The sequence below is a fragment of the Streptomyces sp. NPDC111656 genome, assembly GCF_055656965.1.
The window spans coordinates 57,254-82,419 of record NZ_JBVKCA010000014.1 but is presented as its reverse complement, the minus strand read 5'-3'; the positions used below and the strand labels follow the sequence as shown (position 1 = coordinate 82,419).

The 25,166-nt window shown below is 69.1% G+C and carries 19 protein-coding genes, 3 pseudogenes and 1 riboswitch; of the genes and pseudogenes, 5 read left to right on the top strand and 17 right to left on the bottom strand.

From position 1 onward, the window contains the following. Positions 1–8: 8 nt before the first annotated feature. From ACZ7M3_RS33975 to ACZ7M3_RS33960, 4 genes and pseudogenes are all read right to left on the bottom strand, one after another. Positions 9–158, bottom strand: a pseudogene (locus ACZ7M3_RS33975) (IS701 family transposase); the annotation flags it as partial. A gap of 56 nt (positions 159–214) precedes the next feature. Beyond that, a pseudogene (locus ACZ7M3_RS33970) lies at positions 215–457 on the bottom strand (AMP-binding protein); the annotation flags it as partial. 125 nt (positions 458–582) lie between these two features. Continuing rightward, positions 583–930, bottom strand: coding sequence for an FHA domain-containing protein (locus tag ACZ7M3_RS33965; protein WP_472068351.1), 348 nt, complete (start codon positions 928–930; stop codon positions 583–585). Between the two features lie 54 nt (positions 931–984). After that, a complete protein-coding gene (locus ACZ7M3_RS33960) occupies positions 985–2,871 on the bottom strand; it encodes a S8 family peptidase (RefSeq protein WP_472068349.1) in 1,887 nt (628 codons plus the stop codon). Between the two features lie 988 nt (positions 2,872–3,859). Here ACZ7M3_RS33960 and ACZ7M3_RS33955 point away from each other — a divergent pair. Then, positions 3,860–4,228 carry a hypothetical protein gene (locus ACZ7M3_RS33955; RefSeq protein ID WP_472068714.1) on the top strand — a complete coding sequence of 123 codons (369 nt, stop codon included), beginning with the start codon at positions 3,860–3,862 and terminating at the stop codon, positions 4,226–4,228. Then, positions 4,225–4,440 carry a LuxR C-terminal-related transcriptional regulator gene (locus tag ACZ7M3_RS33950; RefSeq protein WP_472068694.1) on the top strand — a complete coding sequence of 72 codons (216 nt, stop codon included), beginning with the start codon at positions 4,225–4,227 and terminating at the stop codon, positions 4,438–4,440. The genes ACZ7M3_RS33955 and ACZ7M3_RS33950 overlap by 4 nt, the downstream gene beginning before the upstream one ends. 348 nt (positions 4,441–4,788) lie before the next feature. Here the strand turns inward: ACZ7M3_RS33950 and ACZ7M3_RS33945 are convergent, their stop codons facing one another. The 12 genes and pseudogenes from ACZ7M3_RS33945 to ACZ7M3_RS33890 all read right to left on the bottom strand — a co-directional run. After that, entirely contained in the window at positions 4,789–5,091 is a 303-nt protein-coding gene (locus ACZ7M3_RS33945; RefSeq protein WP_472068347.1) for a transposase, read from the bottom strand. A gap of 429 nt (positions 5,092–5,520) precedes the next feature. Further along, complete coding sequence (locus ACZ7M3_RS33940) at positions 5,521–7,494, bottom strand: discoidin domain-containing protein (protein ID WP_472068345.1); 1,974 nt, start codon at positions 7,492–7,494, stop codon at positions 5,521–5,523. A gap of 66 nt (positions 7,495–7,560) precedes the next feature. Beyond that, a complete protein-coding gene (locus ACZ7M3_RS33935) occupies positions 7,561–11,121 on the bottom strand; it encodes a choice-of-anchor D domain-containing protein (protein ID WP_472068343.1) in 3,561 nt (1,186 codons plus the stop codon). A gap of 292 nt (positions 11,122–11,413) precedes the next feature. Beyond that, positions 11,414–13,678 carry a discoidin domain-containing protein gene (locus ACZ7M3_RS33930; RefSeq protein WP_472068341.1) on the bottom strand — a complete coding sequence of 755 codons (2,265 nt, stop codon included), beginning with the start codon at positions 13,676–13,678 and terminating at the stop codon, positions 11,414–11,416. Further along, entirely contained in the window at positions 13,599–14,345 is a 747-nt protein-coding gene (locus ACZ7M3_RS33925; RefSeq protein ID WP_472068339.1) for a carbohydrate-binding protein, read from the bottom strand. Before ACZ7M3_RS33925 ends, ACZ7M3_RS33930 begins: the two co-directional genes overlap by 80 nt. 212 nt (positions 14,346–14,557) lie before the next feature. After that, positions 14,558–14,824 (bottom strand): hypothetical protein, encoded by a 267-nt coding sequence (locus tag ACZ7M3_RS33920; RefSeq protein WP_472068337.1) that lies wholly within the window; start codon positions 14,822–14,824, stop codon positions 14,558–14,560. 45 nt (positions 14,825–14,869) lie between these two features. Beyond that, on the bottom strand, positions 14,870–15,673 hold the full coding sequence (locus ACZ7M3_RS33915; RefSeq protein WP_472068335.1) for an enoyl-CoA hydratase: 804 nt from the start codon (positions 15,671–15,673) through the stop codon (positions 14,870–14,872). Then, the gene (mmsB, locus tag ACZ7M3_RS33910) at positions 15,670–16,566 is read right to left on the bottom strand and encodes a 3-hydroxyisobutyrate dehydrogenase (RefSeq protein ID WP_472068333.1); all 897 of its coding nucleotides are present in this window, start codon (positions 16,564–16,566) and stop codon (positions 15,670–15,672) included. Before mmsB ends, ACZ7M3_RS33915 begins: the two co-directional genes overlap by 4 nt. Beyond that, entirely contained in the window at positions 16,563–17,666 is a 1,104-nt protein-coding gene (locus ACZ7M3_RS33905; RefSeq protein WP_472068331.1) for an enoyl-CoA hydratase/isomerase family protein, read from the bottom strand. Before ACZ7M3_RS33905 ends, mmsB begins: the two co-directional genes overlap by 4 nt. Next, positions 17,663–18,811, bottom strand: a complete 1,149-nt coding sequence (locus ACZ7M3_RS33900; RefSeq protein WP_472068329.1) for an acyl-CoA dehydrogenase family protein — start codon at positions 18,809–18,811, stop codon at positions 17,663–17,665. The genes ACZ7M3_RS33905 and ACZ7M3_RS33900 overlap by 4 nt, the downstream gene beginning before the upstream one ends. 5 nt (positions 18,812–18,816) lie before the next feature. Then, a complete protein-coding gene (locus tag ACZ7M3_RS33895; RefSeq protein ID WP_472068327.1) occupies positions 18,817–20,340 on the bottom strand; it encodes a CoA-acylating methylmalonate-semialdehyde dehydrogenase in 1,524 nt (507 codons plus the stop codon). A gap of 368 nt (positions 20,341–20,708) precedes the next feature. Then, positions 20,709–20,882, bottom strand: a riboswitch (cobalamin riboswitch). 175 nt (positions 20,883–21,057) lie between these two features. Next, positions 21,058–21,306, bottom strand: a pseudogene (locus tag ACZ7M3_RS33890) (cobalt ABC transporter ATP-binding protein); the annotation flags it as partial. Here ACZ7M3_RS33890 and ACZ7M3_RS33885 point away from each other — a divergent pair. Further along, positions 21,268–22,230, top strand: coding sequence for a GlxA family transcriptional regulator (locus ACZ7M3_RS33885; RefSeq protein WP_472068325.1), 963 nt, complete (start codon positions 21,268–21,270; stop codon positions 22,228–22,230). The pseudogene ACZ7M3_RS33890 and the gene ACZ7M3_RS33885 sit on opposite strands and share 39 nt — an antisense overlap. 319 nt (positions 22,231–22,549) lie before the next feature. Then, complete coding sequence (locus ACZ7M3_RS33880; RefSeq protein ID WP_472068323.1) at positions 22,550–23,167, top strand: TOPRIM nucleotidyl transferase/hydrolase domain-containing protein; 618 nt, start codon at positions 22,550–22,552, stop codon at positions 23,165–23,167. A 91-nt stretch (positions 23,168–23,258) separates the two neighbouring features. Here ACZ7M3_RS33880 and ACZ7M3_RS33875 read toward each other — a convergent pair whose 3' ends face one another. Continuing rightward, positions 23,259–24,197 (bottom strand): AraC family transcriptional regulator, encoded by a 939-nt coding sequence (locus ACZ7M3_RS33875; protein ID WP_472068321.1) that lies wholly within the window; start codon positions 24,195–24,197, stop codon positions 23,259–23,261. Positions 24,198–24,309: 112 nt separating this feature from the next. Between ACZ7M3_RS33875 and ACZ7M3_RS33870 the strand changes: the two genes are divergently transcribed. Continuing rightward, complete coding sequence (locus ACZ7M3_RS33870; protein WP_472068319.1) at positions 24,310–25,164, top strand: NmrA family NAD(P)-binding protein; 855 nt, start codon at positions 24,310–24,312, stop codon at positions 25,162–25,164. Positions 25,165–25,166 lie beyond the last annotated feature (2 nt).

The following is a 25,166-nucleotide window of genomic DNA, read 5'->3' as shown; positions in this document are numbered from 1 at the left end:
GGCTGATGCCGGTTCAGTAAACGGTGGAGGCGAGCGGGACGGGCGTGCCCGGCTTCCTCCGCGAGCGTCCAGCCGTTCTTCCGCTCCGGCTGAGCAGGCAGTCCCTGCAGATAAGCCGGCGCCGACTGACGCGGTCTCTCCCGGCTGAACCGATGCACTGTTTCAGTATCCCGCCGAGCCGCTCGGCGGGATCGTTGGGATCGATCGGCAGATAGGGCAGGCCGGCTTTCACCGTACCGAGCAAGGCGACCAGCAGACCGACACTGCGAGGAATCGCGACGGCCACCGGCTTGCCCGGTGCCGACTCGCGCAGCTTCCGCGCCACGGCATCGGACCACACTTCCAAATCGAGGTAGGTCAGTTCGCCCGCGGCATCGCTGACCGCGACGGCATCGGGGTGACTGAGGGTGGTGGCCCTGACGAGGCCGGGCGGACCCTTCGAGCAGTCGCGCTCCACCGCAGGACCGTGCAGTTCACTTCGGGGGACGACAGGGTTTGGCCGCACTTCTCGCAGCTCCTCTCAGCACTTGGCGGTGGCAACTGTAGAAACCTCGGACGGCAAAAGAGCTAGGCCCTGACGCATCACTGACCGCCCTTTGACACATTGCTGTTACATGTGGGGCGGTGCCGTCGGTTACACGTGGCGCGGGGCCGTCGGTGGCCGACAGGGCTGTCCCACCACGCCGAGACTCGGCCGAGGCGGAATACGGAACCATGGCCGGCCTCGGCCAGCGAGATGCGCTGGCCGAGGCCGTAGGTGCCGTTGGTGCTGTTCAGGTCCTCCAGGACCCAACTCGTACCGCCCCAGTAGATTTGGGCATGGTTCCAGGAGATGGCGGTCTCCTGGAACACCACGTCCGACTGCGGATCACGACCCGTGGTGTACGTCCTGACGGGATCGAGCTTCAGGAAGCTTCCCTCGATCGCCAAGAACAGGGGCGGATTTCCGTACTCCACAGATGGTGTGTCCCGCAGCGAGCCGAATCAGGAAAGGCGGATCGTCGCCCGGTCGCCGTCGACCTTGATGATGTCGACCACGAGGTTGTTGAGCTGTGAGGTGCCTGGGGCGGTCTGCTCGGCGTTCTGAGAGCCGCTGCCGGACGTACCCGTCAAGTCCACCGTGTTGGCGGAGACGCTGTTGATCTCGAGCTCGTCCACTCCGTCGGCGCCGTCGAGCTGGATCGTGTCCCCGCCGGTCACCTCGACCTGGCAGGAGTTGTGGAGGCAGGCGCTGAGGTCCGTGCCGGCCCCCGCTCCTTCGGATCCGGACCCGTCCGACGGCGCGGACGCAGCGGGCGGGGCGTCAGGCGACGCGGGCGCGTCCGACGCGGAGTCCGACGGAGCGCCCGAGGCGGAGTCCGAGGGCGAGCCGGACCCCGGGACGCCCTTCGCGGCGGCCGCGACCGTCTTGGCGGCGTCGGCAAGCCCGGCGCCGCAACCGCCGTCGCACTTGTCGGGGGAAATCGGTCGCGCGTTGGCCTTGATGGCCGTCTTGATCTCTGCGGGCGTCAGCTCGGGGTTCGCCGAGAGCATCAGGGCGACGAGCCCGGAGACGTGCGCGGTGGCCTGGCTGGTGCCCACTTCGAACGTGAAGTTCTCGGCGTCGGGGGCGCCGGTGCCGGAGTTGAACGTGGAGAGGATGCCGTCCCCGACGTTCTTCCTCATGTCACCGCCTGGAGCCGCGATGTCCACGCTGCCGAAGTTGGAGTACTCGGCCCTGTTGCCCTCGCGATCGGTGGCGGCCACGGTGATGATGTTCTTGCAGTTGGCCGGGGTGAACTGGCTGGCGTCCACCGGCTTGTCGTTGCCACCGCGGTTACCGGCGGCAACGACGACCGTGCTACCGCGCTGGACGGCCTTGTCGATGGCGGACTGCATGAATGAGGGGCACTCGCCTTCATGACCCAGACTCATGTTGATGACGTTGGCGGGAGTCTGGTTGTCGGAGACGCCGTCGACGTGTTCGCCCGCGGCCCACATGACTCCGTCGCTGATGTCGGCGTCGTTCCCGCCGCAACGCCCCGTCACCCGTACCGGCTCCAGCTTGGCACCGGGAGCGACGCCCGCGATCCCGTTGCCGTTGTCGGACGGGGCGGCGATGATGCCCGCCATGTGGGTACCGTGCCAGCTGGAGGCCTCGGCCGACAACGGCTTCCCGTTGAGGTCCTTGCCGCACTCACCCTCCTTGACCCCGTTACCCGGGTCGGAAGGGTCGTCGTCGCGGCCGTCGCCGTCGTTCGCCGTGAACGTGTCAGAGACGAGGTCGGCCCCTTGGGTGATGTTGGCATCCAGGTCGGAATGCTTGGCGATGCCGTCGTCCAGCACCGCGACCGTCACACCCTTGCCCGTGGTGGTACCCCAGGCGTCCTGCACGTTCATGCCCGCCTTGGCCTCGGTCAGATTCCACTGTTCGGCAAAGCGCGGGTCATTGGGCGACGTGACGGACTGTGCCTGCATGCGACCGTTGGGAACGGCGTAGGCCACGTCCGGATCGGCCCGGAAATAGTCCACGAGCTTGGTGACGTCCTGGGCGGGCTGTGCTCCGCCCAGGCTCACCAGAGCCGCACCGACGCTCAGACGGCGCTCGTACGACAGCTTCAGGCCGGTCTTCGCGGCCGCTGCGCTGATTCCCGCGCGTACCGCCGTCTCCGAATGCGCCTCCTGCGCCTTCGACTTGTAACCGATGACCAGGTCGGACACCGGCTCTAAGGCCGTCGACGCTGACTTCGGCGACACGGGGGAGGCGGAATTGCCGGACCCGGAGGAGTCCTGGCCGGCCATGGCGGTGGTCACGGCGCCGACAAGGAGCGTGGTGCCGAGCGCCGTGGCGACGAGTATTCGACCCCGCCGGGATTTGCGATGTGGATTCACTCTCTGCCTTTCGAACGGATCGGCTCCGGGCATGCCGAAGCCGGGTTGAGTGACGGTGCTGTCGGGCCTGGGACGACCCCTGCCGCCTCGGTTCGGTTGGGCCTCCGCCGTTGCCGGCGGACAGGGATGACCGTGACCCCACCGAGTGGGCGTGTTCATGCCCCTCGTCGCCAAAGACGATGAACACGCGAGCCGCGCCCTGCGTGCCGCGGCCGTACGGTGCGGAAACTTGTTCTGGCACCGTACGACCTCGGGAACACAGCACGCTTGGCCGTGCTTCGAACTTAGGCCCGAGGCGGGGGTGTTACCTATCCGTGATGTCGAATCACGGGTACCTACTTAACTCCCGCTTTACGAGTGGAGAAGACTCTGCTGCGCAATTCCGTGCGGGGTGGCGGTGGGCGCGGGTTGATCGTCCGTGTGGCCGCATGGACGCACGGCCGTGGGGGTGATGCGGCTGTCGATGCGGCCGAAGGGGCCGCCGAAGGTTCGGGCGCAGCGCGCGGTGCCCCGGGACTGTCACTGGGGGTGTTGTCGCTGGAACAGTGTTGCAGTTCGCCGAGGACCTGACCGACCGGCAGACCGCGGCGATGGCCGTGCGGGCGATCGACTGGAAGTACGCGCTCGGGGCCGAGCTGACGGACACGGGCTTCGATGCCAGCGTGCTGAGCCGGTTCCGCTCCCGACTGGCCGGGCACGGCATGGAACGGGTGGTCTTCGACCGGCTCCCGGAACACTGCAAGCGCGGGGGCCTGGTGGTCGTCGGAGGCAAGCAGCGCACCAATTCCACCCATGTGATCAGCGCGGTGCGGGACTTGAACCGTCTGGAACTCGCTGGGGAGAGCGTGCGGGCGGCCCTGGAGGCCCTCTCAGTCGCGGCGAAGGCCTGGCTGGCCGGACAGGTCGACGTGGCCCGTCCACACAGACGAAACGCGACCGACTACCACCAGGTCTTCGGCCAGGATGCTGCGGCCGGCCAGAAGACCTGGTGCTGGTCGGGGTGGGCACCCTGGGTCAGGAGTCCGGCACTCACCAGGGCGAGGCCGCACGGGGCATCACCTTGCGGGTGTCCGCGGCCGTCGAGGAGCTCAGACACCGTCCGTCGCTGCTGCGCCAGGCGGTTCAGGAGCTGCGGCGCTGTGACGACCTGGTGGAGGAGGCCGGCGCGTTGGCCGACCTCGGTTACACCTACCAGAGCCTGGGTGACAACAAGCGGTCCCGGGCGATGATGAACCACGCCTGGCACCTGGCCAAGCAGTGCGGTGCCGAGACGCTGTGCCTGGAGCTGTCCGGCATGGATCCGCACCAGCCGACCCACTTCGGGCAACCGCGGCTGCGGTGTCGGTCACTCCGGTGACCGAGTCGCTCGCCGGAAGCCTCAGCGAGGCGGAGCTGCGGGCGGCGTCTCGCGCCGCCTTCGGGTACACCAACCGGGAGATCTCCCAGGAACTGGTCATCACGGCCGAGCAGCACCTGACCCGGGTGTACCGCAAGCTCGATGTCGGCAAGCGGAGCCAGTTGCTGGACCTGTTGAACCTGTCGGCGGCCGGGCAAGCCCGCAGCGCCTGAGTGGCCGCCGGGCAACACGGTGTTCCGGGCTCGGGCCGACCGTCCGCTTCGAACCGATCCCAGGCGCCCGACCAGCGCGGTTCGCTTCATTTCCCTCGCATCCGCACAACGGTCGCAGCTTTCGGGAACCCGGAAGGTGCGCGAGGGGGCAGGCACAGGACGGGCCGCTTCATGGCCAGATCCCCGGGATGAGCTGAACGAGGGCGAAGTCGATGAACTCGATGTTTGTGCAAGAACCGTCCAGAGGCGTCCAGCCGATCCAGGATGGGCGCGTAACGCGCTGGTCGTCGTGGCGCTGATCCCCTTCGCCCTGCGGGGTGTCCGCTACCGCCCGAGCAGCGCATCCGCTTACTCACCCGCATGTGGATCTACGGACGCGGCCACGTTCTCGCCCAGGCGACGGTACTGGCGGCTGCCTGAGAAGCGCTCGACAAAGCTGACCCCGCGCAGCGCGGCGAAGGACACCTCACTGCCCACGCGTTCCGGGTTGTCCCCCATCCTGATCAGCAAAGTGACGGCCGCGTCCGGGCTGATGCCCACCACGGTGAGCAGCTGCGGGGCGTGGCGTTCCGCGGGCCGGGCGAGGCGGCCTTCCAAGCCCTGGGTCTGCTCGGTGAGCTGCCCGCGGGAAGAACTGGCCGGGCTGAACAACGCAGAACTCCGATTCGCTGGGCGAGTAGCCCCAGGGTGATGCGGGTGACTTCAGGTCGGCACTGACGAGGACGGCCTTGAGCTGGTTGACCGCCTGGGTGCGGGCCTTGGCTGCCGAGCTCTTGGCGAGTTCGCACATCCGGGCGATCTGCACCGGTCCATCGCCCGCCTTGGCCTGAACGCGCGCCCGCCCGCTCAGCCCTGGGCCAGCAGGTAACAGGTAGCAGGACAGGGCCGCCCGAAGGAGCCGGTCCCCTCCAAGGACCACCTCCCCCGTCGGGGCAAGGGACGTACCGGTCATGCTCATTCACCTTCCGGCCCAATGGCGTATCGCGTAGCCGGCACCGGATCGCGCGGAGTGGTCAGAACCGTGACGACGCCTGGTCGGCAAGCGCAGACCGCGACCGTAGGGTCGAGGCCCTCTGTTCATCAGACGCCGAAGACCTGGAACTCCGAGACCTGCCCGGCCGGCCAGCCGTTGTTGGCGGTGAAGGTGAGTCGTACGTAGCGGGTGGTGACGATGGCGGGGAGCGTGAGGGTCGCGGTGTTGCCGGTCGCCGGGTTGAAGGTGTAGCCCGTCGGGGCGAGGAGTTGGGTGGAGGTGCCGGCGTCCGTGCCGCCCTGGACGGAGATGGTCTGGGTGCGGGTGGCCCAGGCGGTGACCGGGGGGAGGTTGAGGATGATCCGTTTGACGCCCGTCGCGGCGCCCAGATCGACCTGGACCCACTGCGGGAAGGCGTTGTTGGCGGACTCCCAGTAGGTGTTGGCGTCGCCGTCGGTCGCGTTTCCCGAGGCGTAGGTCTGGGTGTGGCTGCTCTCCGAGGTGGGGCGGTGGAGGGCGAGGTTGGTGATGCCGGAAGGGGGTTCGGTGGTGACGGTGACCTGGTTGGAGGGCTGCGACATGTTTCCCGCCGCGTCGAGGGCGACGACGTCGAAGGTGTACGCGGTGGACGCACCGAGTCCGGTGACAGTGAAGGAGGTTGCACTGGTGGTCCCCACCTGGGTGCTGGTCGAGCCGGACACCTGCAGGACGCGGTAGCCGGTCACCCCGACGTTGTCGGTTGATGTGTTCCAGGTCAGCGAGACGGTGTTGCTCGTGTGTCCGGTGACGGTCAGGGCACCCGGCGCGGCGGGCGGTGTGGTGTCACCGCCGGTGAGGACGGTCGGCTGGGTGGGCCGAACAGCGGTCAGCGCAATCTGGCCCTTGAGCATGCGGCCGCCGTCGCCGGTCAGGCGCAGGTAGTAGTCGGAGGAGCAGGCGGTGCCGTCCTCGTCGAGGGCGAGGAAGCCGGAGTCGGTGGGCACCCATGCCTGGGTCTCGGCGGTCTTGGCGATCTGGTTGCCCTCGTTGAACTCGTCGAACATCGAGATGTAGATGCCCTGCACCCCGGCCCGGACCACGTTGTAGAACTGCCGCCACATGAAGTCGCCGTGCGCACGCTGCCGCCCGGAGACGTCGCCGGGCAGGACGCAGGGCTGGTAGTCGATGCCGTTGGCGTTGCAGTCGGCCTGGTCGCCGACGGTGTACGTGTTGTAGGCGTTGTCGGCCTCGGTCACATTGCCGATGGCACCGACCATCCACGGCGAGATCATGTTGAAGGCGTGGTAGACGCCGAGATAGCCGGGCCGTGAGCCCCCGGTGCCCGTCCGCCATTCGCGCGGGACGCCGCCGATGACGTAACAGCCTTGGCCCTTGAACCAGTTGACGACGTCGAGGCAGGCGTCGGCGGTGAAGGGGTGGTTGGGGTCGTCGAAGCCGAAGCCCCAGATGCAGACGACCGGCTTGCCGTTCTGCTTCGCGTACGCCGAGGACGCGGTGTGCGCGGACATCTTGTTCGTCCAGTCCGTCTTGATCTCGGACTGCATGTTCGTCCAGTTGGAGACGTCGTACATGATGTAGAACTTCCGCCCGTACGACTCGGCGGCGCTGCGCACCTTGATCGCCATGGCGTCGCGGGTGGGGCCCTCTCCGCCGGTGGGGTTGAAGCGCTGGAGTGCCGCGCTGTCGATGTTGTACTGCTGCATCCACAGGAAGTGGGTGTTCACCGTCTGCTGGTCGTACGAGGAGAACAGCTTGGCGGGCTGACCGTTGCCCAGGGCGGCGTACGACGTCTGGTACGTGTTGGTGTACTCACGCACATCGGGCCAGCAACTGATGCCGGTGTTGTTCGGGGACGGCGGCTGGCCCCAGTTCTGGGTCCAGTGCCACCAGCCGTTGATGGGCGCGCCGTCGCCGATGCAGGCGAACCAGCCCTGGTAGCCGACGGTGACCTTGCCGACCACGTCACCCGGCGGGCCGGCCGCCGACGCGGTCTGGGCGAGTACGGTCTCGGTGGCTCCTACGGTTCCCACCGCGGTGGCCGCGATCGCGGCCCTTAAGAAGACTCTGCGTGTCACACCCATCGGGACTCCCTTTCGGTGGTCGGTGCCGCCGAGCGCAGGCGCGCTCGGCGGCACCCTCGGGTCGGTTCAGGTGTTCCAGACCTGGAACTCGGAGATCTGACCGGCCGGCCAGCCGTTGTTCGCCGTGATGTTCACCCGGACGTATCGCTGGGTGGTCGCGGTGAACGTGATGGTGACCGTGTTGTTGGTGGTGGGGTCGAAGGTGTACGTGGCCGACGACTTGATGGTGGTGAAAGCGGAGCCGTCGGTGCTGCCCGACAGGGACAGCGTCTGGTTACGGGCGCCCCAGGCCGCGGGGAGCTGGAGGACGACGCTGCTGGCGCTCTGCGCGGAGCCGAGGTCCACCTGTACCCACTGTGGGAAGGCGTTGTTGGCGCTCTCCCAATAGGAGCCCTGGTTGCCGTCCGTCACGTTCGACGACGCGTACACGTCGGTGTGGCTGGACTCGGTGGTGGCCGCGCCGGCTGCCAGGTTCCTGCTCACCGTGCCGGCGCCGGTGCCGGTCAGCGCGACCGTGGTCGTGCCGTTCGACGCGTTGCTGGCGATGCTGAGGTCGCCGGTGCGGGTGCCGGACGCGGTGGGCCTGAACGTGACGTTCACCGTGCAGGAGGCGTTCGCCGCGATCGACGTACCGCAGTTGTTGGTCTGCGAGAAGTCGCCCGTGACGGTGATGCCGGAGAGTGTCGCGGCCGCGGTACCGGTGTTGGTCACCGTGACCGTCCGCGCACTGCTGGTGGTGTTGAGCGCCTGGGTGGGATACGTCAACGACGTCGGGCTGGCCGACAGGGTCGCCGGCGAGGAGCCGCCGTCGCTGGGGAACACCTCGAAGTCCGACAACTGGGCTGCGTTCCAACCTGTGTTGGCGGTGATGTTCACCCGTACGTATCGCGCCGTGGCGGCGCTGAACGTGATGGTCGCCGTGTTGTTGTTGGCGCTCGGGTCGAAGGTGTACCCGGCCGATGCCTTGATCGTCGAGAAGCTCGAGCCGTCCGTGGATCCCTGCACCGACAGGGTCTGTGTGCGAGCCGACCACGCCGTCGCCGGCGGGAGTTTGAGTACGACCTTGCCGACGCCGTAGTTCTGGCCGAGGTCGACCTGTGCCCATTGCGGGAACGAACCGTTCGCGCTCTCCCAGTACGTCGAGGCGTCCGGGTCGGTGAGGTTCGAGGCGACGTACGGACTGGAGCTCGAACTCGCCGTCGCCGGCCGCCCGGCGGCGACGTTGGTGGCGCTGTCGATGCCGCTGCCGGTCAGGGAGACGACGATCGGGCTGTTGTTGGCGTTGCTGGTGACGGTGAGGTTGCCGGTCCGCGATCCGCCCGCGGTGGGCTTGAACCCGACGCTCACCGTGCAGGACGCGCCGACCGCGAGGGTGGAGCAGTTGTTGGTCTGGCTGAAGTCACCGGTCGCCGCGACGCCCGAGATGTTCGCCGATGCGGTGCCCGAGTTCGTCACCTTCACCGTCTGCGCGGTGGCCGACGAGCCGACCACCGTGCCGTCGAAGGACAGGCTCGCCGGGTCGGTGTTCAGAACCGGGCCCGGCGCGGTGCCGGTACCGGACAGGCTGACCGTGTTGGTGGTCCCGCCCGCGTTGACGGTCAGCGCGCCGCTACGGCTGCCGGTCGCCGTCGGCGCGAACTTCACACTGACGGTGCACGAGCCGTTCGCCGCGATCGACGAACCGCACGTGTTGGTCTGGGAGTAGTCGCCGCCGGCGGAGATCGACGAGACGGACGCGGCGGTGTTGGTCGGGTTGGAGACCGTCACGGTCTGTGCGGCGCTCGTCGAACCGGTCGCGACGGAACCGAAGTTCAGCGCGCCCGGGGTGGCCGTCACGCCTTCGGCCGGGTAGGGCGGATACACCGGAGTCGGCCAACCGCCGCAGTACGGCGTGCCGCTGACGCCGGAGTTGCCGCCGCCGTCGGTGACGACGAAGTTGCCGCCCGAGCAGTTGTACACCGGGGACGAGTAACCGACGCCGGTCGCCGTGACATTGGTGAACTTGGCGGCGCCGCCGGTCTGTTCCTGCAGGGCGAAGGTTCCGGTGCCGGCGATGGTCACGTTGGTGAGGTTGACACCGCTGATGGTGCCCTCGACCCACTGGACCGCCTCGTACGGACTCTGCTGGATCAGCGCGTTGGTCACGTTGATCGGGCCGGTGATCGCGCCCTGGCTGCCGTCGAACCACAGCGCGCCCACGCCGAACTGCCAGTTCGGGTCGAGGCTGCCGGCCCGGATCATGGTGTTGTCGGAGATCGTGGTGAGGCCGACCGGTGTCGACGTGAAGCGCTGCCCCACGTGGATGCCGCCGCCCTGGGCGAGGCCGGTGTCCACCACCCGGTTGCCGCTGACGGTGTTGTCGTGGCCGCCGTAGATCGCGATGGCGTTGGCGAGGATCTGCAGGGACACGGTGTTGTTGGAGATCGTGTCGTTGGCGTCGGCACCGATGCCGGAGTCCGCCCAGGTGGCGATGCCGTCGTCGCCGGTGTTGCGGATGTCGCTGTTGGTCACCTTCGAGTTGGTGACGGCGCCGTGGAAGTTGATGCCGTCCGCGGTGGTGTCACGGATGCGCATGCCGGTGAAGGTCAGCCCGTCCATCGGCCCGTCCATCCAGGCGCCGACCTTCATGTGGTCGATCCACAGGTTGGAGACGGTCGAGTCGCTCATCGCGCCGCCGATGCCGTTGACCTGGGCGCTGTCGTCGCGATCCTGCACATTGCCGAAGATCGCGAAGTTCTGGAGACGCACGTTGGTGCTGGCCGAGGGCGCGGAGTTGCCGTAGAAGCCGGGTGCCGTGCCGGTGACGGTCGAGTACCACATGCCGGCGCCGGCGATCGTGACGTTGTTGACGCTGATGTGGCCGGGGATGTTGTAGGTGCCCGGCGGGATCCACACGGTGCCGCCGGGGCCGGCCGCGCTGATCGCGGCGTTGAACGCGCTGGTCGCGTCGCTCACACCGGTGGAGTCGGCGCCCTTGCTGGTCACCGACACCGACCCCGAGGGTGCGGTCAGGGCGACGCCGGCCTGCTCGAAGTCTGCGAAGTCGATCGTGTACGAGGAGGCGGTGTCCCCCGAATCGACCTGCAGCTTGAAGGTCGTTCCCGCCGGATAGGTGGTGGAGAACAGGCGGTGGGCCTCGTCGAAGAAGTGGTGCGGGTTGCTGCCCGGCGTGTTGGTGAAGGGGTAGCTGCCGTAGTACCAGCTGTAGGCGTTGGTCAGGGTGAAGTCGGGCTGCTTGACGCCGTCGATGTACAGAGACAGCGAGGCGGTGTAGACCGAGCCGCCCGAGGTGTCGGGAATGCTGTACCGGAAGTTGATCGAGTTGGTGGCCACCGGCGTGGTGAACGTGACGTACTTGCCGGTGCCCTGCAGCGTCGTCGCCTTGCGGTACGACGCCTCGTCGGCCAACTGCCCCTGGGTGTAACTCGGGCCGATGGGTGCGCCGTTGGTGGCGGAATTCTCCGCCTGCACCTCGACGTACGGCAGGCTCGCGCCGCTGCCGCCAGTGGCGGCGGCCGCCGCCCAGGCGGGTTGGACAGCCAGCGCGACGACGCCGACGGCAGCCAGCATCGCGATGCTGACCGCCCAGACGAGGGCGCGTCTCAGATCTCGGATGGAATGGAACACTTGCCACTCCTTTCATCACGAAATGCCGGAACTGTGCCGCTGACGCCGCCAGAGAGGGAAGGACGGGCTCAAAGGGAGAGGGGGGAGGCAGGGGGCGGTGACGACGCGTGGTGGACCGTAATATCGTCGACATGCACACGCAAGAAGTAGACAGAACATTGCAACAATAAAAATTCAGCCTGCAAGATCTAATGTGTCGTCTTGAGGCTGCGCCCAGTACCGAGCCGCGCAGGCCGCGCACATGGCTGTGCCGCCGGACGGAGTGTCCGGCGGCACCGTGGGGAGGGTGGGGTCAGGAGGCCCAGATCTGGAATTCGGAGACCTGGCCCGCGGGCCAGCCGTTGTTGGCGGTGACGGTGACGCGGAAGTAGCGCTGGGTGGCGGCGGGGAAGGTGAGCGTGACGGTGCTCTTGGTGTTCGGGTCGAAGGTGTAGACGGCCGAGGACTTCAGAGTGGTGAAGCTGGTGCCGTCCGTGCTGCCGCTGAGAGTGAGGGTCTGGCTGCGGGCGCCCCAGGTGGCCGGCAGCTGCAGGACCACGCGGGAGGCGCTCCGGGTCGAGCCCAGGTCGACCTGGACCCACTGCGGAAACGTGTTGTTGGCGCTTTCCCAGTAGGAGCCCTGGTCGCTGTCCGTCACGTTCGACGACGGGTACACGTCGGTGTGGCTGGACTCGCTGGTGGGCTTGCCGGCGGCGAGGTTGGTCCCGGTGGTGCCGGTGCCGGTGCCCGACAGGGCCACCGTGGTGGGGTTGTTGGACTGGTTGCCGGTCAGGGTGAGGGTGCCGGTGCGGGTGCCGGAGGCGGTGGGTCTGAAGGTGACGGAGACCGTGCAGTTCGCTCCGGCGGCCAGGGAGGTGCCGCAGGTGCTGGTCTGGGCGAAGTCACCGCCTGCGGTGACCCCGGTGATCGAGACGGTGGCGGTGCCGGAGTTGGTGACCGTGACGGTCTGCGCGGCGCTGGTCGTGTTCACCGCCTGGTCGGCGAAGGTCAGGGATCCGGGAGACGCGGTCAGGGTGGCCTGCGGTGAGCCGCTCCCCGCGGCGAGGGCGAGGTAGTTGATGTTCCAGCCGCCGGTGTCCTGGTTGAGCGTCAGGATCTGCCAGCCGGCGGGCAGGACCACATGGGTGGTCACGGTGGCCCAGGTCTGCCAGTCGCCGGTGGCGGGCAGGTCGACGGCTCCGGTGAGGTCGGTGCCGGAGGCGTCCGACAGGTGCAGCGCGCCTGCCACCGCGGACGGGGCCGCGACGCGGAGGCCGAGGGTGTAGGTGCCGGCCGTGGCGACGTCCACGGTGTAGCGGAACCACTGTCCGCCACTGGTCCAGCCCAGGTTGTGACCGCCGCCGGTGTCCGCGGTGTTGTCCAGGTCCACGCCGTCGGCGCGGTAGGAGTTGGCGTTGCCGTTGACGGAAGTGACGTTGTAAGCGACCCCCTGGCCGCCGGTGTCGTAGTCCTCCGCCTGCACCGTGCCGGGCACGGCTGCGGGGGTTGCCGCCGTAGGGGCGCCCTCGGGCGCGGCCGGCGGCCAGCGGTTGTCACTCAGCGTCGCGACGAACCCGGTGGAGTTGTTGACGAAGGCCGAGGCGCTGGGGTCAAGTCCGGTGACCGTGTTGCCGGTGATCGTCGCGGAGCCGGTGGGCGCGGGGTAGAACGACGGCGAGATCGCGATGCCGTTGCGGCCGGGGCTGCTGACGGTGTTGTCCTGGAGCAGGGTGCTGGTCGAGGTGGAGAAGCCGATCCCGTCGTAGAGGGAGTCGGTGACGGTGTTGCCGGTGACCGTGACCTTGTCGACGATCCCGGTGTTCTGTCCGTCGCCGCCGTTGCCGATGTGCAGGGCGGGCTGGCCCTGGCTGTAGGCGTTGCCGCCGGAGCGGACCACGGTGTTGCCCGTCACGGTCGCGGACAGCAGGTCGCTGCCGTTGACACCGAAGCGCCCGGCTCCCAGACCGATGTAACGGGCCGTGTCGCTGATGTGGTTGTCCTTGACCTGGTGGCCGCTGCCCCCGTGGATCCCGACACCCTTGCCGCCCCACGGTGCGATCGAGGTGTTGTTGCTGACGGTGACATTGCTCATCGGGTTGCAGTACGTCTTGGAACCGTCGCTGTTGGTGTTGTAGTTCACCGAGTTGATGGCGATCGCGTCGTCCCCGGTGCCGCGGACGAAGTTGTTGGTGACCGTCAGGTTGTTCCCGGTGTCCGCGCCCAGCGACACGTTGTTGACGTTGATCCCGTCCGCCCAGATCGACGTCAGCCTGCTGTTCTGCACCGTCCCGCCGGTGCCGGAGGCCCAGAACCCCGACATGGTGTGCTGGGTCCAGATGCCGTCGGCCAGCCAGCCGGTGCCGGTGGTGTCCATCGCGCCGCCGTCCCCGCCAATGGTGCTCCGGCTGACGGCGTTGGCGTCGATGTGGAAGTTCCGTACGGTGCACGAGGTCAGGTTGAACAGGGCAGCCAGCGGCGTGGTGTTGGGGACCGGTACGTCACGGTAGATCGTGCTGTACCACAGGCCCGCGCCCGCGATGGTGATCCCCTGTGCGTTCAGTCCCGCGGTGCCCTTCACGTAGAAGGTGCCCTGGGGGGATCCACAGGATCTTTCCCTGCTGCTGGGCCTGGTCGATGCAGTTCTGTATGGTGGCGCGGCTGTCCACCGACTGGCTGTCGGCCGCGCCGTTGGTCGGGTTGTTGTCCGCCACCGCACCGCAGCTCGTGATCGAGATCGAGTTCGCCGGCTGCGTCAGCGGCGCCGGCGGGTTCTCCACGTCGAGGGAGTCCACGTTGAGGTTCAGCTCCTGCCGGAACACTCCGTTGACGTACAGGTTCAGCGTTCCGGTGATACCACCGCCGGATGCTGAATCTGGCATGCTCGCACGGACGTTGAGGAAGGAGATCGGCTGCCCGGTGTTGTTGGTCCACTGCACCGACTGGCCGGTGCCGCCCAGGTGGACATAGGAATGGCCCGACGCCTCCAGGGCGGCACTCGAGTACTGCGTCGTCGGCGCCGAGGTCAGCGACCGGACGGCCGCACCCCCGCCCGGCGTTCCCTCCTCGGCCTCGTAGACCGAGAACGGCTTCGTCGCACCCACCGCCGCGTCTGCTGCCGCCTGCGCCTGCCGGGGAGCGTGGGCCGTCGGGCCGGCCCGGAGCGCCTTGGACGGCGGAGCCCCCTGTATGGCGGCGGCCGGTAAGACGGACACGCACATCGCGCCGACCGCGGCGACAGCGGCCACCGCCAGTCGCCGGGGTCTGGGGATCGTCAGCATCTGATGCTCCTTCAAGGAGTGCGAGAAACCGGCGCCCCGACCGTACAGAGCCCCCATCCACCCCGCTAGATTTCGACGAAGCAAAGAATGAGCCATGCAAGTCACTGCAAGTTTCTTACTGAAGTCCGCAAATATAGGATGCCGCGTGGCATGCCCCTCGGCGCCGCAGGCCGTCCGACTCACCACGGCGCCGCGCGGATGTCATCACGATGGACATTCGGATGCCCGAGCCGAGAGGGACTGCCTGGCATCACCCGCGCGATCTGCGCCGCCGAAGACCGCGCCGTAGTGAAGATCCTCATCCTCACCACCTTGAGGAAGACGCGTTCGTCGCCCAGGCCCCCGACGCCGGTGCCGGCGGACTCCCCGGCAAGCGCATCGACCCCGCCGACCCGCTCAAAGCCATCCCAGTTGTGGCCGCCGACGAAGACCGGGCCGCCTGGCACGGTGTTCGTCCTGCGGGCGGCGGCCCGGTCGGTGTGGCGCGTGGGTCAGTGGTGGGTGAAGTGGGGCGGGCGCTTGTCGATGAAGGCGCTCATGCCCTCCTTCTGGTCGGCGGTGGCGAACACCGCGTGGAAGAGGCGGCGTTCGAAGCGGACGCCCTCGGCGAGTGTTGTCTCGAAGGCGCGGGCGACCGCCTCCTTCGCCATCATGGCGACCGGCAGCGACATGCCCGCCACGGTCTCGGCGACCGCGAGTGCCTCGCCGAGCAGTTCGTCGGCGGGCACCACGCGCGAGACCAGGCCGGCCCGCTCGGCTTCGGTGGCGTCCATGGTGCGGCCGGTCAGGCACAGTTCCATGGCCTTTGCCTTGCCGATCGCGCGCGTGAGCCGCTGGGAGCCGCCGATGCCGGGGATGACGCCGAGTTTGATCTCCGGCTGGCCGAAGACGGCGGTGTCGGCTGCGAGGAGGATGTCGCAGAGCATGGCGAGTTCGCAGCCGCCGCCGAGCGCGTACCCGGCGACCGCCGCCACGGTCGGCGTGCGCAACTGTCCGAGCCGGTCCCAGGCGGTGAACCAGTCGCTGAGGTACATGTCCAGGTAGCTCTGCGGCCGCATTTCCTTGATGTCGGCTCCGGCCGCGAACGCCTTCGCCGATCCGGTGAGCACGATGCAGCCCACGTCCGGGTCCCGGTCGAGGGATTCGGTGGCCGCGACGACCTCGTTCATGACCTGGAGGTTGAGGGCGTTGAGGGCGTTGGGCCGATTGAGGGTGAGCAGGGCGGTGCGGCCCTTGCGTTCGACGAGGATGGTGTCGTACGCGTCTGTCGCGGCCGGTGTCGTGTCGGTGGTCATGCCTGGTCTCCGCTCTGGTCCCTGATCGTCCGTACGAAGCCCGAGAAGTCCTCGGCTGTGCCTGCTCCCTCGGCGTATGCGGCGTACAACTCGGCCGCGCGCAGGCCGAGTTCGGCCCTCACGCCACCGGCTCTGGCCGCGTCGGCCGCCAGGCCCAGGTCCTTGGCCATGAGCGGGGCGGCGAAGCCGGGGCGGTAGTCACGGTTCGCGGGGCTGGTCGGCACGGGCCCCGGCACCGGGCAGTTGACGGTGAGTGCCCAGCACTGGCCGGACGCCGTGGAGGCCACGTCGTACAGCGCCTGGTGGGACAGGCCCAGGCTCTCGCCGAGTACGAACGCCTCGCTGACGGCGATCATCGAGATGCCGAGGATCATGTTGTTGCAGATCTTCGCGGCCTGTCCGGCGCCCGCGCCGCCGCAGTGGACCACCCTCCTGCCCATGGCGGCGAGCAGGGGTTCCGCCTCGGCGTACTCGTCCTCGCCGCCGCCGGCCATGAAGGTGAGGGTGGCCGCCTCGGCGCCGACGACTCCGCCGGAGACAGGCGCGTCCATGGCCCGCATCCCCGCCGAAACCGCTCTGTCGTGGGCGGTACGGGCGTCGGCGACGTCGATGGTCGAGCAGTCGGCGAAGAGGGTGCCGGGCCGGGCTGCCCCGACGATGTCCTGGTACAGCTCCAGCACGTGCCGTCCGGCGGGCAGCATGGTGATCACCACCTCCGCGCCCGTCACCGCCTCCGTCGCGGATGCGGTGGGCTCGACACCCGCGTCAGCCGCTGCCTTCAGGGATGCGGGTGACAGGTCGTAGCCGCGTACCCGGTGGCGGGCCTTGACGAGGTTGGCGGCCATGGGGCCGCCCATGTGTCCCAGCCCGATGAACGCGACGGTCCTGCTCACCAGGGCACCTCCTGCGTGGTGTCGGATGCGGCGAGGCCGAGTTCCCGCTCGCCGAGGTGCGTGAAGAAGCGCTCGACGTCCGCGTCGGAGACCTCGGCGAGCGTCGGCGGTGTCCAGCGCGGGCTGCGGTCCTTGTCGATGACCTGGGCGCGGATGCCCTCCACCATGTCGGGTGCGGTGAGGGCCGCGCAGGAGACGCGGTACTCCTGGTCCAGCACGTTCTCCAGCGGACCGAGCCGCCGGGCTCTGCGGAGTGCGGCGAGGGTGACCTTGAGGGAGGTGGGGGATCTGGTGAGCAGGGTCTCGGCGGCCTCCTTGGCCGCGCTGCCGCCGTGTTCGAGGAGGCGGTCGATGATCTCCTCGACGGTGTCGGCGGCGTAGCAGGCGTCGATCCAGGGCCGTGCTGCCGCGAGTTCACCGGCCGGTTCCTGTCGTGCGTACTGGCCCAGGACCTCTCGTACCGGCGCATGGGCGAGGTCGGCGATCAGCCGTGGCAGGGAGTCCGACGGTACGTAGAGGTCGGCGAGGCCGCACAGCAGGGCGTCACCCGCTCCTGTCGGGGATCCGGTCAGCGCCAGGTGGGTGCCGAGTTCGCCGGGCGCGAGGGCGAGCAGGTAGGTGCCGCCGACGTCCGGTACGAAGCCGATACCGGTCTCCGGCATGGCGATCTTCGAGCGTTCGGTGACGATCCGGACACTGCCGTGGGCGGAGACGCCGACGCCGCCGCCCATGACGATGCCGTCCATCACGGCGACGTACGGCTTCGGGTAGTGGGCGATGCGGGCGTTGAGCCGGTACTCGTCCCGCCAGAAGGCCGCCGACGCCGTCCCGTCCCCGTTCCGGGCGTCCTCGTGGATGGCGCGGATGTCGCCGCCCGCGCACAGGCCCCGCTCCCCCGCGCCGGTGAGGACGACGGTCTCCACGGCCGGGTCGTGCTCCCAGGCCGTCAGCGCGCGGTCGATGCGGCGGACCATCGTGTGGGTGAGGGCGTTGAGCGCCTTGGGCCTGTTGAGGGTGAGGTACGCGGCGCGCCCCTCGGTGCGCAGCAGTAGGGAGTCGTCGGTACCGGTCGCCGGCACGGTGCCGTCCGTGTCGGTCATCCGAATGCCTCCGTCAGGCCACGGGCCACGATGACGCGCATGATCTCGTTGGTTCCTTCCAGGATCTGGTGGACCCGCAGGTCGCGGACGATCTTCTCGATGCCGTACTCGCTCAGGTAGCCGTAGCCGCCGTGCAGTTGCAGGGCCCGGTCGGCGACGGAGTATCCGGTGTCGGTGGCGAACCGCTTGGCCATCGCGCACAGGTGCGGCGCCTGTGGATCGCCGCGGTCCAGTGCCTGGGCGGCCTGGTGGACCAGCGCGCGGGCGGCGGCCAGTTCGGTCGCCATGTCCGCCAGCCGGAACTGGAGCGCCTGGGCGTCGAGCAGCCGCCCGCCGAACGCCTGCCGGTCGGCGAGGTGGGCCAGGCTGCGGTCGAGGGCGTTGCGGGCGCCGCCGAGGGAGCAGGCGGCGATGCCGAGGCGTCCGCCGTTGAGGCCGTTCATGGCGATGCGGAAGCCCTCGCCCTCGTGGCCGAGCAGCCGGTCGGCGGGCAGTCGGACGCCGTCCAGGATCACCTGGCGGGTGGGCTGGGCGTTCCAGCCCATCTTCCGCTCGTTGGGGCCGAAGGAGAGGCCGGGGTCGTCCTTGTCGACGAGGAACGCGGAGATGCCGTGCGGGCCGTCGGCGCCGGTACGGGCCAGGACGACGTACACCTGAGAGGCTCCCGCGCCGGAAATGAACTGCTTGACCCCGGTCAGGACGTAGTGGCCGCCGGCGCGGACGGCACGGGTGCGCAGAGCGGCGGCGTCCGATCCGGCGCCCGGTTCGGTCAGGCAGTAGCTCGCCAGGTCCTCCATGGCGCAGAGCCGGGGCAGCCATCGCTCCCGCTGAGCCGGCTGCCCGTACTGGTCGATCATCCAGGCGACCATGTTGTGAATCGAGAGATAGCCCGCGATGGACGGACAGCCCGAGGCCAGGGTCTCGAAGACAAGGACGCCGTCGGCACGGGTGAGGCCCGAGCCGCCCGCCTCCTCGCGGACGTACACACCGCCGAGGCCCAGTCCGGCGGCCTTGCGCAGGACGTCGAGCGGGAAGTGTTTGTCCCGGTCCCAGTCCAGGGCGGACGGGGCGAGGTGGTCCTGGGCGAAGTCCAGGGTCGTCTCGACGAGGGCCTGTTGGTCCTCGGTGAGCAGGGTGGTGGTCATCGCGCTCAGCCCATCGTCGGGATGGTGAAGCTCGCGCCTTCCCGAAGGCCCGAGGGCCAGCGCGAGGTGACGGTCTTCGTACGGGTGTAGAAGCGGATCGCGTCCGGACCGTGCTGGTTGAGGTCGCCGAAGCCGGAACGCTTCCAACCGCCGAAGGTGTGGTAGGCGACCGGGACGGGGATCGGCACGTTCACGCCGACCATGCCGGTGTTCACCCGGCGCGTGAAGTCGCGGGCGGTGTCGCCGTCTCGGGTGAAGATCGCGACACCGTTTCCGTAGGCGTGCTCGCTGGGCAGCCGCAGGGCCTCCTCGTAGTCCGCGGCGCGGATCACGGACAGGACCGGCCCGAAGATCTCCTCCTGATGGATGCGCATCGTGGGGGTGACCCGGTCGAACAGGGAGGCACCGGCGAAGAAGCCGTTCTCGTGCCCGGGCAGGACGAAGTCCCGTCCGTCGACGACGAGTTCCGCGCCCTCCTCGACACCGAGGTCGACGTAACGGCGGACCCGGTCGACGGCGTCCCGTCCGACCAGCGGGCCGAAGTCCGCCTCGGGGTCGTCACTGCGGCCGATCCGCAGCGAGCCGATGCGCTCCTTCAGACGGGCGACCAGGGCGTCGGCGGTGTCCTCGCCGACCGGGACGGCGACGGAGATCGCCATACAGCGCTCCCCCGCCGAGCCGTACCCGGCGCCGATCAGGGCGTCCACGGCCTGGTCGAGGTCGGCGTCCGGCATCACGATCATGTGGTTCTTGGCGCCGCCGAAGCACTGGGCGCGCTTGCCGTGGGTCGCGGCGGTGGCGTAGACGTACGCGGCGATCGGGGTGGAGCCGACGAAGCCGAGCGCGCCGACGCGGGGGTCTTCGAGGAGGGTGTCGACGCTCTCCTTGCCGCCGTGGACGACGTTCAGGACGCCCGGCGGCAGGCCCGCCTCCAGGAAGAGTTCGGCGAGCCGCTGAGGTACGGACGGGTCGCGCTCGGAGGGCTTGAGGATGAAGGCGTTGCCGCAGGCCAGCGCGGGAGCCGCCTTCCACAGGGGGATCATCGCGGGGAAGTTGAACGGGGTGATGCCGGCGACCACACCGATCGGGGCGCGCAAGGAGTGTACGTCGATGCCGGTGCCGGCGTTGTCGGTGAACTCCCCCTTCAGCAGATGCGGGATCCCGGCGGCGAACTCCACCACCTCCAGGCCGCGTTGGATGTCGCCGTGTGCGTCGGCGACCGTCTTGCCGTGCTCGGAGGAGAGCAGCCGGGCCAGCGCGTCCCGCTCGCCCTCGGCGAGTTGGAGGAAGCGGAGGAGGACGCGGGCACGGCGTTGCGGATTCCACTCGCCCCATTCGCGCTGCGCCGTCGCGGCGTCGGTGATCGCCGCCTCGGTCTCGGCGCGGTCGGCGAGCGGGACGCGGGCCTGCACCGCGCCCGTGTTGGGGTCGTAGACGTCGCCGTAGGACCCCGATGTTCCCGGAGTGTGCTTGCCGCCGATGAAATGGCTCAACTCACGCACGGTGGCGCGGTCGTGTTCACGGACCATGGGTGCCTGCTCTCGTCAGGTGGGATCCGGGGATGGCGCGCCGACCACCGGCACACACGGGCAGGGCCTTGTGCGTGCGGGGGTCGCGCGAGACGGCATGGGGCAGAGAAGGGCCGTTCAGACCGCGCGGATCGCGTGAGCGCGTGCCCGATCCGCGGGATGCTCGGGACTCGCCGTCCGTACCGCGGGACGCGTGACGGTCCGCACCTGCCCGGCAGGGCGCGTCACGGTCCACACCTGTCCGGCGAGACGCGTGACGCTCCGTACCTGTCCGACGGGGCGCGCGGCAGTGAATGCCCGTCCGGCCGGATCACCAGGGTCGTGGGTGCACACTGATGCCATGCGTGTCTGCTCCATCCTCGTGGACAACACGGAACAAAACCGCGGCCGGTATCCTGACTCCCGGATCAGCGCGCGCCGTCCGCCTTCCCGACATCTCGCTCGTCAGTGGCGTCCTGCTCGACGACGTACTCCCCGGTCACAGTGGCGGGACCGTGCCGGATTCACACCGGCTTCCCTGCACCGCGGGTATTCCTCACGAGCATATAGTTGGACGTCCTAGTAAATCCACCCCGACACGCCCTCGAATGAGTCGGCCGAGCTCAACGACCGCGGGAATCGGACAGTTTCGGGCCGGCGAAGCGGACCGGGGGCCTGGAATCTGGCGCGGCGGGCGGAGCGGCGGCAGGTGGTCAGCACCGTCGAGGACCGCGACGCGATCCGATCCGCGGCCCGGGCGGCGAACTCGACGTCGTGCGGGGAGATGACGACGGTCCGCCCCTGTGCCGCGAGTGCGTCGACCATGCGGACCAGCTCGGTCTTCGCCCGGTGGTCGAGCCCGCGGGTCGGCTCGGCCAGGAGCAGCGCCGCGGAGAGTTGGATCGCGAGTACCAGGGCGTGTTTCCGTCCCTCGGACAGGTCGCGCGGATGGCTCGCGTCGTCGATTCCCGGCGCCAGGCGAGGTCGGGGCGTCCGACGACGCTGAGTACGCGCCGTTATCGGGTGCAGATCGCGTCCGAGGACGGGGCGGAGGTCATCACCTCCGCCGGGATCCGCCTCAGCACCGACCTGTCCGCCGACGACGTACAAGAACCGTGCGACGTATTGGTGATCCCGGGCGGCCCGGAATGGGAGACGCTGATCAAAGACGACACTCTTCTGGATTCGGTCCGGCAACTGAACGAGAAGAGCCGCTGCACGGCATCGGTGTGCACAGGGGCGTTCCTACTGGCCGCAGCCGGACTTCTCAACGGCCGCCGCGCCGCGACGCATTGGCGGCACTCACGGCAACTGGCCTCTCGTTTCCCGTCCGTGCGGGTCCAGCCGGACGCCATCTTCGTACGGGACGGGCAGATGATGACTTCGGCGGGTGTCAGCGCCGGTATCGACCTGTCCCTGGCGCTGGTCGAAGACCGCTACGGTGCCGAGGTCGCCCGGTCGGTCGCCAAGGACATGGTCGTCTTCATGCAACGGCCGGGCGGCCAGTCCCAGTTCAGCGTCCGCTCCCGGGCGCCGCACACCCGCCAGGACATGCTCCGCCGGGTCCTGGACACCGTCGCCGAGAACCCCGGGGCCAACCACACACTCACAGCCATGGCCCGCAGAGCAGGCGTCAGCGTCCGGCACGTGACCCGGCTCTTCGACAAAGAGGTGGGAACCACTCCCGGCCGCTACGTCGAGCAGGTCAGACTGGAAGCCGCCCAGGCGCTGCTGGAGACAGGTGACGACTCCCTGCCGGTAGTGGCACGGCGCACCGGGTTCGGCTCACCCGAGTCGCTCCGCAGAGCGTTTGTACGGCACCTGGGCGTGACACCTGGCGCATTCCGGACCAGCTTCCGCACGACCGGCGTGAGCACGAAGGATCCAGCACCCGAAGCGGTGTCCCCGTAGCCAAGCCACGACAAGGCACAACCAGCCGACGACGGCGAACTGCCGGCTCCCTGAAGCCGGATCAGCCGACGTAACCCACCGAACCGGCAGCAAAGGCCAGCCCTCGCACCTCAACCCGAGAGCCCCGAGAGCCCCCACAGCAGCGTCCGGCTCAGGCAACGTCGACACCCCGAGCCTCCGCCGGGTCAGTGCCGCCTGCTCAGTGCCGCAAGCGATGGGGTGGATCACCAGGGCCAGGTGACCAGAATGCCCGGCATGTCGAGCGGGGCCGTCAAATATTCCCGTGCCGCGCCGGTCGATGGCGGTGCAGACTCGCTTCATGGCGGACATGAACGCATTCCGGGACGCGGTCAGCCGCTGGGCGGCCGGCGGTCCCGGCGGACCGGCGAGTGATCTGGTTGCGCAACTGGGGCTGCGGACGGCGGTGCTGCTGGAAGGACCGAGTGACCTCGCGGCCGTCGAAGCGCTGGCCGCACGACGGGGCCGGGACCTGGCCGCCGAAGGGGTGTGCGTCATATCGATGGGCGGGGCGATGAGCGTCGGCCACTACGCCGGTCTTCTCGGCCCACCCGGTCTTGGCCTGCACCTGAGGGGACTGTGCGACGAGGGCGAGCAGCGCTTCTACGACCGCGGCCTGAAGCGGGCCCGGGCGCCGCACCGGGGCTTCTTCGTGTGCGTGGCGGATCTGGAGGACGAACTCATCCGCGCGCTGGGCACGGCGCGCGTCGAGGAGATCATCCGGGCCGAGGGCGACCTGCGGTCCTGGCAGACCTTTCTGCACCAGCCCGCACACCACGGTCGGCCCCGGCAGCAGCAGTTGCGGCGCTTCCTCGGCACGAAGAAGGGCCGCAAGATCCGCTACGGGCATCTCCTGGTCGAGAACCTCGATCCCGGACAGGTACCGGCCCCGCTCGACGACCTCTTCACGAGTCTGTGACCGACGCGCGCCAACGGCCATATGAGAACTCCGTCTCGGCAGGTCGCCCAACGGGGCCTTGGTTCTGGTGCCGGGGACAGCCGGGCGGGTGTCAGTGGGTGTGGGGATCGTTCCCGGGGCCTGCCTGCATGCGCAGTGACTCCCGTTGCCGCCAGGTCCCGGGCGGCTCGCCGTGGTGGCGCCGGAAGGCCGACGAGAACGCGTAGGGCGAGCTGTAGCCGACAGCGCGGGCGATATGTGTCATGCCGAGTTCGCCGGTGCGCAGGTGGTCGCGGGCGAGAGCCATGCGCCAGTCGGTCAGGTACTGCATGGGGGTCTGGCCGAGAGCGTCGCGGAAGGTCCGTGCGAAGGCCGCGCGGGACAGGCCGCTGATCGCGGCGAGTTCGGGGACCGACCAGGGATGGCCGGCGTTCTCGTGCATGGCCTGCAGTGCGGCGTTCAGCCGGGGATCCGCGGATGCCCGGTACCAACGGGGTGCGGTCGGGCTGCTGCGGAAGTCATTGCGGATGGCGAGCACCAGAAGAACGTCGAGGAGCCGGTCCAGCACGGTGGGCTGACCGGGCTCGGAGGCGGTCAGCTCGTGCGACAGCAGCGCGATCACCTCTCGCAGCGGGTCGCCGACCGCCGCCGACAGGGTCAGCACCTGCGGCAGTGCCTCCAGCAGCCCGCTACCGATGTCGCCCGAAAACCGGTAGGCGCCGCAGAGGAAGATCGTCGCCCGCGGGTTCTCGGGGCTCCCGTCGTAGGCGTGCCGGACCTGGAAGTCGTCCGGTTCGAGGCACTCGGCGCCCGGCAGGTGCCCGATGTGGTGATCGGGGCCACCGCGAACGAGCGTCACCTCCCCCGGCACGAGTTCCACCGCGCTGCCGGGGTCGTCCAGCCACAGCCATCCCCTCCCCCGGACGACGGTGTGCACGGCCAGCTGGATCGAACCGGCCAGCCGCAGCCCCCACGGCGGCTCGGCCACCGTCCGGGCGAAGACGGCGCCGGAGGCGCGTGCCCGCGCAAGGCGATCGTGCAGTACGTCCACGCACATCAGTATCAGCGAGACAACCGCATTGGATCAAGGACTGAGCGTCTGACGTAAAAGAACGAGTCATGCGCGCATTGATTCGCTCGTAGCGCGCTCTCACGATTGATCCATGACTGGATCACCGAAGACCGCACTCGTTCTCGGCGGCACCGGCCGGACCGGCTCGCTCGTGGCGAAGACGCTCGCCGAGCGGGGGCTGAGCGCCCGCGCCGCGGCGCGCCACGGCGCCGCCGTGCTGTTCGACTGGGACGAGCCGACCACCCACGCCGCAGCCCTCGCCGGAGTCGACCGCCTCTACCTCGTCACGCCCGTTCTGCGGGTCACCTACGCCGACCAGGTGGCCGCCTTCCTCGACCTCGCCGAAGCCTCCGGGGTACGCCATGTCACCTACCTCAGTACCTACCGGGCCGACCAGGCGCCACCGGAGGTCGACGTCAGGGCCGTCGAGGCCGACCTCGCCGCCCGAGCTGCCATCACCCACGCCATCCTGCGCCCCGCCTGGGTGATGCAGAACTTCAGCGACGCCCATGTACCGGTCGTCGACGGGGTGATCACGGTCCCCGCCGGCGGCGGCAGGGAAGCCTTCGTCGACGCGGCCGACATCGCCGCGGTCGCCGTCGAGACGCTGCTCGCCCCCGACGCCCACGCCGGCGCGCAGTACGCGCCCACCGGTCCGCAGGCCCTCACCGTCGACGAAGTCGCCGACACCATCGCCGCCGTGACCGGCCGACCTGTCACGCACCACGACATCGACCCCGACGTATGGATCGACGGCGCGGTCGCTGCCGGACTCGCCCCGGCCGACTACGCGGTGATGCTTCGCTGGCTGACCGGCAGCGTCATCTCCGGCAACGGTTCGACGCCCAACGACGACGTCGAGAAGGTCACCGGCCGCCCCGCGGCGACCTTCCACGACTTCGCCCGGCGCAGCGTCCACGCCTGGACCTCTCCGATGGCGGGGTGACC

Bases quoted from the DNA above. Each gene is read 5' to 3' on its own strand.
- ACZ7M3_RS33915 (WP_472068335.1), bottom strand. From the start codon at position 15,673: ATGACCACCGACACGACACCGGCCGCGACAGACGCGTACGACACCATC.
- ACZ7M3_RS33900 (WP_472068329.1), bottom strand. From the start codon at position 18,811: ATGACCACCACCCTGCTCACCGAGGACCAACAGGCCCTCGTCGAGACG.
- ACZ7M3_RS33895 (WP_472068327.1), bottom strand. From the start codon at position 20,340: ATGGTCCGTGAACACGACCGCGCCACCGTGCGTGAGTTGAGCCATTTC.
- ACZ7M3_RS33905 (WP_472068331.1), bottom strand. From the start codon at position 17,666: ATGACCGACACGGACGGCACCGTGCCGGCGACCGGTACCGACGACTCC.
- ACZ7M3_RS33880 (WP_472068323.1), top strand. From the start codon at position 22,550: ATGGCGGACATGAACGCATTCCGGGACGCGGTCAGCCGCTGGGCGGCC.
- ACZ7M3_RS33885 (WP_472068325.1), top strand. From the start codon at position 21,268: ATGGCTCGCGTCGTCGATTCCCGGCGCCAGGCGAGGTCGGGGCGTCCG.
- ACZ7M3_RS33940 (WP_472068345.1), bottom strand. From the start codon at position 7,494: ATGGGTGTGACACGCAGAGTCTTCTTAAGGGCCGCGATCGCGGCCACC.
- ACZ7M3_RS33870 (WP_472068319.1), top strand. From the start codon at position 24,310: ATGACTGGATCACCGAAGACCGCACTCGTTCTCGGCGGCACCGGCCGG.